This is a genomic window from Psychromonas sp. SP041 (genome assembly GCF_000470315.2).
Taxonomy (GTDB): Bacteria; Pseudomonadota; Gammaproteobacteria; order Enterobacterales; family Psychromonadaceae; genus Psychromonas.
The window spans coordinates 25,194-37,891 of sequence record NZ_CBRF02000033.1 but is presented as its reverse complement, the minus strand read 5'-3'; the positions used below and the strand labels follow the sequence as shown (position 1 = coordinate 37,891).

Here is a 12,698-nt window from a genome sequence, read left to right as displayed (position 1 = left end):
ATTGGTATTATTTCTTCTATTTATATACTTCTTGTTATTTACCTTTTTAAATTTTTCTTCTTTTAATTTATCTATCTATTTTGCTATTTTACTCAGGAAGATAGTTAGCATCTGTTAATACATACTTTTATGGTAGAGTGCGCCACTTGAGCTTAGCATGATGCCTAAACTCATCTTAATAGGCACAGTTTGACCATCGTTTTTATGGTATGAACTAGTTAATAAAATATTAATTAAATATGGAGTAGGTTTTTCTATTCATTAATGCGAATAGATAAACACCGTCGTTTATGAAATTTAAATCGAACAAATATAGTATTGATTCCACTGACTACCAAGTTGGTCAGGATAACATCAATAAATGGGGCTTCGATGTCCATAACACCGTTTTTACGGTTTCCGTTGGCTTATCTATTCTTTTTATAGTCACATTATTAATGCTAGATCCTGCCGTTGCAAAAGCAGGTATTGATTCAATTAAAGGGGCTGTACTTTCTAATTTCGACTTCCTCTTTATGTGGGGAGCAAACGCGTTACTGCTGTTTGCCGTTGTCATTGCATTTTCACCTTTAGGTAAAATTAGACTGGGCGGAGATAACGCCAAGACTGATTATTCAACAATGTCATGGATTTCAATGTTGTTTGCTGCTGGCATGGGCATTGGATTAATTTTCTGGGGGGTGGCAGAGCCTACCGCATTCTTCACCAACTGGTATGGGACTCCATTAAACGTTGAAGCCTTTACGCCAGAAGCTCGTGAACTTGCATTAGGCGCTACGGCTTTCCATTGGGGGCTACACGCTTGGGCTATCTATGGCATGACCGCACTTTGTTTAGCTTATTTTGTATATAACAAAGGCTTACCACTCTCAATGCGTTCTGTTTTTTACCCTATTTTAGGTGACAGAGTGTGGGGAATCACGGGTGATATTATTGATATCATGACCGTATTAGTGACCTTATTTGGTTTAGCAACGTCACTTGGTTTAGGCGGCACGCAAGCAGCTAGCGGTATTAGCCATGTGTTTGGTGTTGAAAATAGTATTTATCTTCAGCAGTCTATTATTGTGTTGATTATGGGCTTAGCTATTCTGTCTGTCACGCGTGGTATGAACGGAGGTGTTAAGTTATTAAGTAATCTCAATATGGTTATTGCCTTTATATTCCTTGGGTTAATTGCTGCATTGAATTTCACAACTGTACTGGATTCTTTGGCTACAGCTGTGGTTGGTTATGTGAAAAATATAATACCTTTAAGCCAAGCTTCGGGCCGTGATGATACAACATGGTTGCATGGATGGACTGTATTTTATTGGGCGTGGTGGGTTGCTTATGCACCTTTCTTCGGGATGTTTGTTGCACGTATTTCTAAAGGTCGTACGATCCGTGAGTTCCTTGTTTGCGTGTTGGTTATCCCTACTGTAGTGACAACACTTTGGATGTCAGTATTTGGTGGTGTAGCGATTGAGCAAATCATTGATAAGGTTGGTTTGTTAGGCGCAGAGCAAGGTATTAGCGATGTATCACTAAGCCTCTTTTATATGTTAGACGCTTACCCGATTGGTGATATTTTATCAGTGATCGCAGTGGTACTGATTGTCGTTTTCTTTGTGACAACTTTAGACTCTGGCTCTATCGTTATCGATAGCATGACAGCGGGTGGTAAGTTAGAGGTGCCGATGAAACAGAAAATAGTATGGGCTGTTATATCTGGCTTGATCGCCATGGTGATGTTGTGGATTGGTGGAACCCAGTCTATTCAAGCACTGCAATCTATCACTATTATCGCAGCACTTCCCTTTACTATCATTTTACTGCTTGGTTGTGTTAGCTTGGTGAAAGGGTTATTTACAGAGTTAGATAAACCGAAGGCTACGGTTAAATAAAAAGAAAAGTAACTCCAGAAGTAAACCGAAAAGCAAACACTTAGCTGATATTAGGGCTTTATAATGAAACTCTCTTGTACTCTGTATAAGAGAGTTTTTTCATTTATGGCTGATTATATTTCAGATTAAATGATAATCACTAGATTGCCATTCTGTTGTTTTTTTTTGGGGGGGGGGGGGGCTATAAGCGTACGATTATTTTTAGATTTTAGTCTAAATAGTCTAAATAGTCTAAATAATCTAAAGCTAAAAGGTGTACTAGGCGGATCGGGTTTTAGTTATCACTCCAATTGGCTGCATTAATCTCTAACTTCAAAGCTAATATCTAAATCTATCTTATGTTTCTTATTTAAGTATATTCACGACAATTTTTTAATTTTCTAGGGCGCTAAGGGGTATATAGCGCCTTAGGAAAAGACAAAAAAGTTATCATTTAGATAGTTGGAATTTCTGCGTTTAACGGGTGTTATAGTAAATTATTATCTATATTTTTTAAATTTATGTACCAACAAAACTAGAATGGGATATATGCTCTCGTTGGAAGCAAGTTCTAAATAATAGGAAAAAGAAACGCAGCTAACAAAATCAGGAGACAATACTGTTTTTGCAATGATGAGAAGAAAAAATTTGGAAATAAAAGAACAAAAAGATATGGAAAATTATTGATTAAATAAGTTAAAACACTATAATATTTTATAAATATAGGGGCCTGAATCCTACTTCAAACCCTTATATTAGTTAGTTTATGAGCACTCCTACATGCTGATAAACCTTGCTAAGTACTCAAGCCAGTTCAATGCATGATCACTAAAATTAATGATTACGAACTCGCTTACAATTGCGACAATTATGTCGTGCATTAAAGAGCTTATTTTTATTGCGATCATTTAAAACCTTCTAGTTTTGTAATTAAAATATTATAGGTGTTCCAGTCTAATGGAACACCTACTCTCATCTTTCTATAAGTACCTATCAGGTAACCGAATTAGCAGCCTCTTAAATAGATTATTGCCAAAGATCACTAATAAACACTTTCTACGTAAAATCATACCAATACCTTCCGCTCGAATCACTATATTTTAGCAGCTTAACAAACTGTGTTATTCATTTTAGCTATGTAGGAGTGCCGAGAGGCGAAATTCTAATAATAAATAAAAATTGATTAGAGTGGCTTTAACGAGCTTTTATGAGGCGTTTCCATCTGAAATTTAGTTCTATTATGATGAAACCTATATTTTCTCATGGTCATAATCAAAAGATGCATGAAATATCTATTATGTTAAACACCTATTTTTTCTTAAACAAATAACTACTTCATCATTAAATAAACACAAGGCACCGAAAAGTAATAGTTAATCAATATCTAGCTTGAAAATAAGTGAATAATTGTCATAGATATGCAATTTTTTGTGATTATTATATAATTCCTATCTAGGCTATTTTTCAAGGGGAAATAGTCAAATGATTCTATTTTATTTCTTACTGGATTATTTTTTGTGGATGTTAACAATATCAGTTTGTAAGTCGCAATGGGGGCGAAAGCGACTTAATAATTAGATACAATTTAGATGTAAAACCTTATACAATAAAAAATTAATCTTCATTGCGTCGCTTAACTTTAACTGTGAACTCTTAATATACTGGACCAACTATTCTGCATATTTAAATAACTTATTCGGTCGATTTCAAATGCTGAGTAACAACATACTGCGCATAATAAAGTGGTAAAACGAGTTGCTCTTTTTCTAATGCAGAAGAACTTTGCGTACCTGTTAGTTTGATTGTTTTATGTGGTTGGCATTTGTTGATATAGGACTGTAAAGACTTAGCTCGTGTACGTTTACCACTTTTAACTTCGATCGGGATAATGCGTCCCTGTTGATCGGTTGCTATAAATTCTATCTCAGCTCGTGCATCTCCCCATGAAAATGTAGGATCTAATTCTTGAGCGGCAAACTCTTGTTGTACAAAATTTTCTGCAATATAGCCTTTATACTCAGAGTCTTGTTGCTTAATTTCCTTGTAGCTTATTCCTAACATGTTATTCAATAACCCTACATCAAATAAGAACAGTTTTATTTTATTGTCTTTTTGATAGGCCGCTAAAGGGCTACGAGGTGTACCTTCTGTTGGGTAATTCTTTAAAATTAAGCTGCATTTATCTAACCAAGTGATGGCACTTTCAAAGTCGCTATAGCGAGACTTTCGTTCATGTACTTCTTTAAATTTGAAGCGTTTTACGGACTCATCTATCACTGCGGCGAGTTGTGAAGGGACGTTGTTAAAGACGGATTCAATGAGTCCAGTATCGACTTTACCTGAGTACTTACCAAAGTCTCGGGTATAGCCTGTGATAAGGTTTTTATGGATATTTTCTACTGCTTGGACGCGATCCAAAATACTTTGGTCTTTTAATGAAAACCAAGTATCAACGGCTTCTGGCATACCGCCTGTGAAGTAATAGTCTGTTAATTTGTCGAATAACTTATTATGTACAGGCAATGAGTTTGTGTTTTTTTCAAATGCTTTAATTAACGGTGTTTCACCCGAAGCGAGTAAAAATTCGTAAAATGTTAAAGGGCGTAAGTTGTATTGTTCAACTTTTCCTACTGGGAATGAGTTTAATAGCCCGATGTTAGAACTACTGGCCGCGACATACATGGTCGGTGCTTTTTCTGCAAAGTACTTCAGAGAGGTAACGGCTCTTTGGCATTCGCCAATTTCATCTAGAATCAATAGGTCAGTGTTAGGGTTAAATGCTTTATTGGTGAGCAGTTCAATATTGGAAATAATATCTTCAGGTGTTAATGAGTCTGCAAAAGCGTCTGCCATTTCAGGTGATTCAAGAAAGTCGATACGCACTACATTATCAAAGTACTTACCGAATAAACGTTGTAGAAGGTAAGTTTTACCTGTTTGACGAGCGCCATCGATTAATAAAGGTTTACGTGTTTCCTTTTCTTTCCACTCAATTAATCTGTTTATGCGTGATCTTTTCATATAGACACCTTTACACCTTACCCCATATTATTTGTATTATTACACTTTAATGCGCATAAAAAAGCAAGTTAATACATTTTTATGCGCATTAAAGTGTATTTTATATCTTTGAAAGGCTGTTTATTTAGCTGTGTTTTTCATCCTTTAGTTTATTAATTATGTGACTAGTGATTATTGAAAGAAGCGCTTTTGCTCCTTGCACCTTACTTATTGATGATTGTGTTGGTCATCTTTTGATAGCTTTAAACAGTTGTTAAATGGCATTTTTAAGTAATGATTTTCTGTTATAATTCTTCTTTTGAAATGCCAGTTGAAGGTTAGTCGTTATCCCATTTTTAATGTGGACGGGTTAGCACTCTGATTTGGCTTATTGATCGTCTTTCATTTTAATCTTGGTGTTTTATGCAAAATTTCCCTACAAACCGTTTTTCTATTGCTCCAATGCTTGATTGGACTGATCAATACTGCCGTTACTTTCATCGTTTGATGAGTAAAAATACTTTGTTGTACAGCGAGATGGTGACGACAGGTGCTATTTTGTATGGGAAAGGCGATTATTTACAGATGGATAATGCTGAACATCCGGTTTGTTTACAATTAGGGGGCTCTGCTCCGTTAGATTTAGCACAGGCTGCAAAAGCAGCTGCTGTTCGTGGTTTTGATGAGATTAACTTGAACGTAGGTTGCCCTTCAGATCGTGTTCAAAATGGACGTTTTGGTGCCTGTTTAATGGCGGAAGGGGCGTTAGTTGGTGATGCGGTTAAAGCGATGAAAGACGCTAGTGGTTTACCTGTTACAGTGAAAACACGTATTGGTATTGATGATTTAGATTCTTATGAGTTTTTATGTGACTTTGTTGAAAAAGTAAAATCGCAAGGTTGTGATACGTTTATTGTACATGCACGTAAAGCGTGGTTAAGTGGTTTAAGCCCTAAACAAAATCGTGATGTTCCACCTTTAGATTACGAACGTGTTTATCAATTAAAGCGAGACTTCCCTGAGTTAACGATTGCGATTAATGGTGGCATTAAAACACTTTCTGAATGCGAAACTCATTTACAGTATGTTGATGGAGTGATGTTAGGAAGAGAGGTTTACGCGAACCCATACTTATTAAGTGGTGTTGACCAACAGCTATTTGGTTGTGATAAAATGCCATTAACACGCTTTGAAGTATTAGAAAAAATGTACCCTTATATTGAGTCACAGTTAACTGATGGTGTACATTTGAATCGTGTTGCTCGACATATGTTAGGGTTATTTCAAGGGTTACCTGGTGCGCGTGCATGGCGACGTCATTTAAGTGAAAATGGTCATATACCAGGTTCAGGTATTGAAGTGATGCAAAAAGCAGCGTCATTTGTTAACGAAGAATAAGGTCATAAGATGAAAAAATGGTATTTTTTATTCGTATTAGTCGGTATGCAACTTACCCTTGTTGGTTGTAGTACACAAACAACACCTGTAAAAGAAGTACAAGAAAAGACTGAAACGCAACGTTTAATGATTGTCAGTAGCGGTAAACCTTCTAAGGTATTACCTGCTTTTACTACTTACAGTTGGAGTGAAGAATACAATCAAGTTTTATCGAGTGTTGCAGGACAAAACCAACAAGAGTTTAAAAGCTATATACGCGATCAAATAAAAGCTTATTTAAGTACTAAAGGCTATGAATATAAAGCAGATCCTAAACAAGCGAATGTAGTTGTTGGCTTTTTATTTGCGTTAGAAGATGCCATTGCTGATCGAACTGTTCAAGAGCGTTTTGGTTTATTGCCCGGTTTAAGACGTGCTAAAGCGAGTGACCCTCGTTATGAAAAAGGTTCTCTGTTATTAACGGTATTAGATAATCAACAAAAGACTATTTACTGGCGTTCAGCGGTACAAGGCTTTGTTGATTTAGAGAAAGATAGAGTTGAGTCTGGTTCAACTAGAATGAAAGGTATTTTAAATATGATGTTACGAGATTTCCCTGAAGCGGGCCAATAAGTCATCACAATTTATTCATGATATTTGTTAATAAAAACCACACAATTGTGTGGTTTTTTATGGGCTTTTTTAGTTTTTTTATAACAGTTTTTTAGTGGCGATATGGTTATTCAGTTGATATCCGCTATCTGATAAAAATGCTTGTGTTGCTAACAATTCAACTTCTGCTACTTCTTTCAAGTTGTATTCAATATCAGTCATGCCTTCTGCCGTTAAAGACTTCTCTAGTTGCTTTAACAGGTTTTTACCGACACCACGACGACGAGTTAGATCTCTAATCGTTAATTGCGACAAGGTTGCTTGAGTTGCGTTTATTTGCACATTAACCGCACCAATATGACGTTCGTTAAACATCGTCATATAAAGTCGAGATGATGATTGGGTTATCAGCTCTGTAAGGGCTTGCTCTGTTAATGATGCTTCAGGGAAGTAACTTGCGTAGATCTTTTGTAAATCTATAACCAGTTGTGTCGATACGGTGTTGGCAATGAAAACGGATAATCGCATACAGTACTCACTATTATATTATTGAATTTTTTCGATGTTTGTTATTGGGTAAAGCGGGTTAAATTGTTTTGTTCGTTGATATTGTACTTTTTTATCTTCTAAGATGACACGTTGCTTTTCAGGGATAAGCTGGCTTAATTTAATCAGTTGAAAATCTTTATTAGGTGCCCCTAAACGCTGTGATAAGTACTGTAATGTTTCAGAATAAGGGTGACCAATAAGGATGGTATAGGGTGCTTTTTGGCTATGCTCAATGGCTTGTTGAAACTGTTTGTCCATTGCCGCTGGAGTGCGAACATTATCTAAAAATATATGTCTTTTTAAGGCTGGTAACCCTGCTGCCACGGCATTACTTTCTGCAACACTGTGTGAAGTCGTGAGGCTATCAACAAAGAATAAACCACGTTTAGACAACAGCTCCATTGTCCATTGCATGGGAATGTTTTCTTCGGTCAGTTTACTGCCCATGTGGTTATTAACACCAATGGCATAAGGAATATCGGCTAAACCTTGGCTTAATACATGTTGAAAATGTTGCTTAGTCATTTGCTCCATTAATGCGCCTTTCCCCAATAAGTGATTATGGGATTGAGCTTGCATAGGGATATGCAATATGACTTCTCTATGTTGCTGGTGAGCCGCGTTAGCAATTTTTTTCGAGTAGGGTGTGAAGGGCAAAATCGCAAAAGTGACCGGATTAGGGAGTTTAGAAAATGACTGGTTATGGCGGTTATATCCCATGTCATCAATGATAATTGCAATTTTACCTATTGTTGCAGCTGCTACTGTATTAATAGAAACTGTAAATAGGTAAAAGCAGATAAGCGCGTTACTCATCACTTTAATAAATTTTAACACTTATTTTTTTCTCGTTAACCAGCGTAAAGGATCTTCTGCTTTGCCTTTATGGCTTAACTCGAAATACAAGCTTGTTCTGTCTTGTCCGCCACTGTGCCCAGCTAATGCAATCGCATCACCTTGTAGCACTACATCTCCGGCTTTCTGTAACAATGTTTGGTTGTAACCATATAGCGTGATGTAATTATCACTATGGTCAAGTGCGATGACCATTCCGTAACCTTTAAAATAACCTGCAAATAAAACACGTCCCGTTGCAACGGCTCTGACTTTTTCACCTTCATTGGCGGCTATTGCAATCCCTTTCCATTTTACTTGGCTGCTGCGACTGCGTGAACTGCCAAAACGATGTAAAACACTACCGCGGATAGGCCATTGTAATTTGCCTTTTTGGCTAGCCAGTTTAGAGAAGGTTTTCTGTTTTGTTTTCGACAAAAATTTTGTTTTTGCTTTCTTTTTATCTTCAAGTTCTTTAGCAACTCGTGCTTTGGCTGCTGCTAATTCTTTTATTTTACGTTCTGCAGCTGCTTTTTTAAGACGTTCACGTAATGCTTTTTCTGAATCTCCGAGCTCTGCTAGTTTTTTATTTTGATAATTAATATCTTTTCTTAATGACTTCAGTGCTTTGTCTCGTTTATTTTTTTGAGTGCTCACTGTTTCTTGTCTTTCTTTCTGATCTTGATACATTTTTTCTAATGCAATGAGTGTGGCTTTCTGCTCTTTTTCATTGCTTATCAGTTTTTGCTGTGTGGAATGTAACGATTCTATACTGTCTAAACGTGCTTCATTGAGGTATTGATAATAGCTTTTCGCGCGAACGATTCTGCTTAGATCTTCTTGATTTAGCATGAGTTTGATAAGGTCATTTTGACCTGTCATATAAGCACTGACTAACTGCTGCTGTAATAATGATTGTTGTTTTATTTTATCTTCTTCAAGTTGTTCTGTGCTCTTTTTTAACGAGATTAAGGCAGCACGTTTTTCTTCGATGGTTTTTTTGGTTTGGTTTACTTGTTGAGAGACATTAGCGATTGCTTGCTCACTATCAGAAAGCGCTTCTTCTAATAACCTTTGTTGTTTTTGTTTTTGTGCTTTAGTTTGTTTGCTTTCTTTTATTTGCTGTTGCAAATTATTCAGATTAGCTGCTGAAGCTTGAGCATTAAATAAAGTTGCTATCAGAAAGGGGATACAGATTAATTGGCTTATGCGCCCTAGCTTATTTAAAGAAAGTAGATTAAATATCACTGTAATTTTCGACCTTATAAACGGAAACAATATTTTGAATTAAGCTATTTATTAACTTAGCTATAGTAAGTTATCAATTAAGCACTTTCAAAATATGACTAATAAACTTTAGAAAAGTTAGTTAAAAATAATTCAGATTAAAGGACTATTGTATTAGATGAAAGAAAAAATTGTTGTGATTAAGTGAAAATTAAGTTGAATATAGCTCATCTTCGGGTGAAACGGGGAATTTAGATGCTCTATTAAACATAGAGCATCTAAAAGTAAGTTAATTACTTAAGAGTAATTAAAGGCTTACCTGTCATCTGCTCTGGGATTTTCATCTCCATTAACGATAACATCGTTGGTGCGATATCACACAAACGACCGCCTTCAGCGATAGTTGCTTCACGACCAACATAGATGAACGGCACTGGTAAGTTAGTATGTGCTGTATGGATGCCACCTGTTTCAGGGTCAACCATTTGCTCTGCATTACCGTGGTCAGCAGTGATTAAACATTCGCCGCCGACTTCTTTTAATGCACCTACAATTTCACCAATACAAGCATCAACCGCTTCACATGCTTTTACCGCTGCTTCATAAATACCTGTATGACCAACCATATCGCCATTCGGATAGTTACAAATAATCACATCGTATTCGCTACTTTTGATTGCGCTTACTAGTTTCTCTGTTAATTCAACAGAACTCATTTCTGGTTGTAGGTCATAAGTTGCTACTGCTGGAGAGCTGATTAATGTACGGTGCTCACCTGGGAACTCATCTTCAACGCCGCCGTTAAAGAAGAAAGTTACATGTGCGTATTTTTCAGTTTCAGAAATACGTAATTGTGTTTTGTCTTCTTTCGATAACCACTCACCAAGTGTGTTGGTTAATTCTTCACTTGGGTAAGCCGCTGGTGCAGTAATATTTGCTGCATATTCAGTTAGCGTTACAAAGTTAAGCTTAGGCGTTACGGCACGCTCAAAGCCACTGAATTTTTCATCAGTAAATGTGTAAGTAATTTCACGCGCTCGGTCAGCACGGAAGTTTAAGAATAATACCGCATCGCCATCTGACATTGGTGCAGCTTCGCCAATCACTGTCGCTTTTACAAATTCATCATTTTCGTCACGAGCGTAAGCATTTTCAAGACCGTCTAATGCACTTTCTGCTGTGTGGTCTGATTTCGCTTCTGTTAATAAGCTGTAAGCTTGCTCAACACGATCCCAACGATTGTCACGATCCATTGCAAAGTAACGACCGATTAATGAAACCGTACGACCGACACCGACTTCTTTATATTTTTCTTCGAATTTAGCGAGTGTACCCGCTGCACTACGAGGTGGCGTATCACGGCCATCTAAGAATGCATGAACGAAAACTTTTTTCGCGCCACGTTTTGCTGCTAGTTCAATGGCCGCTAAAATATGGTCATCGTGTGAGTGAACGCCACCAGGTGAAGCTAGGCCCATGATGTGAACTGCTTTATCAGCTGCAACGGCTTTATCTATCGCATCAACAAAGGTAGCATTTTCAAAAAAATCACCGTCAGCAATAGATTTAGTCACTTTAGTTAAGTTTTGGTAAACAGTACGACCCGCACCAATATTAGTATGGCCCACTTCTGAGTTACCCATTTGACCATCTGGTAAACCGACATCCATACCCGAAGCTGAAATAAGACTATTTGCATAATCTTTACATAGTTGGTCTAGAACAGGTGTTTTTGCATTTGATACTGCGTTATCTGGCATATCAGGACGGTAGCCCCATCCATCTAGAATTAACAGTACTAATGGTTTCTTAGGAGTTGTCATATTAAACCTCTTTATTGTTCAAATTATCTGCTGTTGATTTTACAACATTTGTGCGGCTTGTCACTGAAAAAGCCTAGTGTGAGATCAAAGCAAGTTGAAATAGACAAAAAAAAGACATTTTCATTTATTATTCTAAATCTCAAGGCTGATATTCTGTTTTCCACAGGGTATACTCAGACTCGAATTTATCCTTATAGAAGAAGAAAAAAGTTATGCAAGAGTATATTGATTTTGTTACTAATAACCCAATGCTTGCGATTGCTTGGGTAGTGATTGCCGCAATGTTAATTCATAGCGTAGTAAAAGCTAAGTTAAGTAAAACAAACAACATTAATCCTCAGGAAGCGACGTTACTAATTAACAAAAAAGATGCGATTGTTGTTGACGTTCGTTCTGCTGAAGAGTTTAAAAAAGGGCACATTGTTAATGCTAAAAACATAACTGTGTCACAAATTGATGAAGGAAAGTTTGCTGCTATTGAAAATGACAAACAGACCCCCATTATAGTTGTATGTGCAACAGGTACTCGTTCAGGCGGCGCAGGCGATAAATTAGCTAATGCTGGATTTGAGCAAGTAAATAATCTTTTTTCAGGTATGAGTGGCTGGACGGCTGCAAACTTACCAACAACTAAGAAGTAATTATATTATGGCTACTATCACTATTTATACGACACCGTATTGCCCATATTGCATGCGTGCAAAGCAATTATTAGACAGCAAAGAAGTTGAGTATCAAGAAATTGATGTATCAGATCGTTCTCTTCGCCCTAATATGACTAAAATTACGGGTGGCACAACAGTTCCGCAAATTATCATTAATGATAAGCCGATAGGCGGTTGTGACGAGTTATACGCACTAGAGCGTGCTAACGAACTTGATAAACTATTAAGCTAATTTACTACGATTAAATATTTTTAACGATTAAGGGAAGATCATGCCAGAACAACAAGAAAAACAAGTAGAATTCAACATCCAACGTGTTTATGTTAAAGATATCTCTTTTGAATGCCCAAATTCACCAGAAATCTTCAAAAAAGAATGGGCTCCAGAAGTGAAAATGGACATCGATACACAATCTAAGAAATTAGAAGAAGGTGTATACGAAGTGACATTATCACTAACAGCAACGGCTAGTGTTGAAGGTGAAGTTGCGTTCTTATGTGAAGTACAACAAGCAGGTATTTTCTCTGTTTCAGACCTTGAAGGTCCACAACTTGCTCATTGCTTAAATGCATTTTGTCCAAACATCTTATTCCCATACGCTCGTGAAGCCGTTTCTAGCTTAGTAACACGTGGTACTTTCCCACAGTTAAACTTAGCGCCTGTAAACTTTGATGCTTTATTCCAGCAAGCAATGGCGAGTAAGCAAGCTGAAGTAGAAACACTAAACTCTTAATTAAGTCTTTTC

The 12,698-nt window shown here is 36.8% G+C and carries 11 protein-coding genes; 6 read left to right on the top strand and 5 right to left on the bottom strand.

The window, feature by feature from the left end:
• The first annotated feature begins 290 nt into the window (after nt 1–290).
• A complete protein-coding gene (locus SP041_RS16160; protein ID WP_025563728.1) occupies nt 291–1,886 on the top strand; it encodes a BCCT family transporter in 1,596 nt (531 codons plus the stop codon).
• 1,671 nt (nt 1,887–3,557) lie between these two features.
• Here SP041_RS16160 and SP041_RS16155 read toward each other — a convergent pair.
• A complete protein-coding gene (locus tag SP041_RS16155) occupies nt 3,558–4,886 on the bottom strand; it encodes an AAA family ATPase (protein WP_025563729.1) in 1,329 nt (442 codons plus the stop codon).
• A gap of 402 nt (nt 4,887–5,288) precedes the next feature.
• Here SP041_RS16155 and dusA point away from each other — a divergent pair, with 402 nt between their 5' ends.
• The gene (gene dusA / locus SP041_RS16150; protein WP_025563730.1) at nt 5,289–6,263 is read left to right on the top strand and encodes a tRNA dihydrouridine(20/20a) synthase DusA; all 975 of its coding nucleotides are present in this window, start codon (nt 5,289–5,291) and stop codon (nt 6,261–6,263) included.
• A gap of 9 nt (nt 6,264–6,272) precedes the next feature.
• Nucleotides 6,273–6,875: a DUF4136 domain-containing protein gene (locus tag SP041_RS16145; protein ID WP_025563732.1), complete on the top strand. Its 603-nt coding sequence runs from the start codon at nt 6,273–6,275 to the stop codon at nt 6,873–6,875.
• Nucleotides 6,876–6,953: 78 nt separating this feature from the next.
• Here the strand turns inward: SP041_RS16145 and panM are convergent, their stop codons facing one another.
• The 4 genes from panM to gpmM form a co-directional block, all read right to left on the bottom strand.
• Nucleotides 6,954–7,382, bottom strand: coding sequence for an aspartate 1-decarboxylase autocleavage activator PanM (gene panM, locus SP041_RS16140; protein WP_025563734.1), 429 nt, complete (start codon nt 7,380–7,382; stop codon nt 6,954–6,956).
• Between the two features lie 18 nt (nt 7,383–7,400).
• Nucleotides 7,401–8,240: a divergent polysaccharide deacetylase family protein gene (locus tag SP041_RS16135; RefSeq protein WP_025563736.1), complete on the bottom strand. Its 840-nt coding sequence runs from the start codon at nt 8,238–8,240 to the stop codon at nt 7,401–7,403.
• A complete protein-coding gene (locus tag SP041_RS16130) occupies nt 8,241–9,485 on the bottom strand; it encodes a peptidoglycan DD-metalloendopeptidase family protein (protein WP_025563738.1) in 1,245 nt (414 codons plus the stop codon).
• 272 nt (nt 9,486–9,757) lie between these two features.
• On the bottom strand, nt 9,758–11,287 hold the full coding sequence (gene gpmM, locus SP041_RS16125) for a 2,3-bisphosphoglycerate-independent phosphoglycerate mutase (RefSeq protein ID WP_025563740.1): 1,530 nt from the start codon (nt 11,285–11,287) through the stop codon (nt 9,758–9,760).
• Nucleotides 11,288–11,499: 212 nt separating this feature from the next.
• Between gpmM and SP041_RS16120 the strand changes: the two genes are divergently transcribed.
• From SP041_RS16120 to secB, 3 genes are read left to right on the top strand one after another with little or no spacing between them, the layout of a single operon-like run.
• Entirely contained in the window at nt 11,500–11,928 is a 429-nt protein-coding gene (locus tag SP041_RS16120) for a rhodanese-like domain-containing protein (RefSeq protein ID WP_025563742.1), read from the top strand.
• 7 nt (nt 11,929–11,935) lie between these two features.
• On the top strand, nt 11,936–12,184 hold the full coding sequence (grxC, locus tag SP041_RS16115; protein WP_025563744.1) for a glutaredoxin 3: 249 nt from the start codon (nt 11,936–11,938) through the stop codon (nt 12,182–12,184).
• A 40-nt stretch (nt 12,185–12,224) separates the two neighbouring features.
• Entirely contained in the window at nt 12,225–12,686 is a 462-nt protein-coding gene (gene secB / locus SP041_RS16110) for a protein-export chaperone SecB (RefSeq protein WP_025563746.1), read from the top strand.
• Nucleotides 12,687–12,698 lie beyond the last annotated feature (12 nt).

Excerpts from the sequence above, each read along its gene's own strand:
- secB (WP_025563746.1), top strand. The coding sequence starts at position 12,225 with ATGCCAGAACAACAAGAAAAACAAGTAGAATTCAACATCCAACGTGTT.
- SP041_RS16160 (WP_025563728.1), top strand. The coding sequence starts at position 291 with ATGAAATTTAAATCGAACAAATATAGTATTGATTCCACTGACTACCAA.
- grxC (WP_025563744.1), top strand. The coding sequence starts at position 11,936 with ATGGCTACTATCACTATTTATACGACACCGTATTGCCCATATTGCATG.
- SP041_RS16145 (WP_025563732.1), top strand. The coding sequence starts at position 6,273 with ATGAAAAAATGGTATTTTTTATTCGTATTAGTCGGTATGCAACTTACC.
- dusA (WP_025563730.1), top strand. The coding sequence starts at position 5,289 with ATGCAAAATTTCCCTACAAACCGTTTTTCTATTGCTCCAATGCTTGAT.
- SP041_RS16120 (WP_025563742.1), top strand. The coding sequence starts at position 11,500 with ATGCAAGAGTATATTGATTTTGTTACTAATAACCCAATGCTTGCGATT.
- SP041_RS16155 (WP_025563729.1), bottom strand. The coding sequence starts at position 4,886 with ATGAAAAGATCACGCATAAACAGATTAATTGAGTGGAAAGAAAAGGAA.
- panM (WP_025563734.1), bottom strand. The coding sequence starts at position 7,382 with ATGCGATTATCCGTTTTCATTGCCAACACCGTATCGACACAACTGGTT.
- gpmM (WP_025563740.1), bottom strand. The coding sequence starts at position 11,287 with ATGACAACTCCTAAGAAACCATTAGTACTGTTAATTCTAGATGGATGG.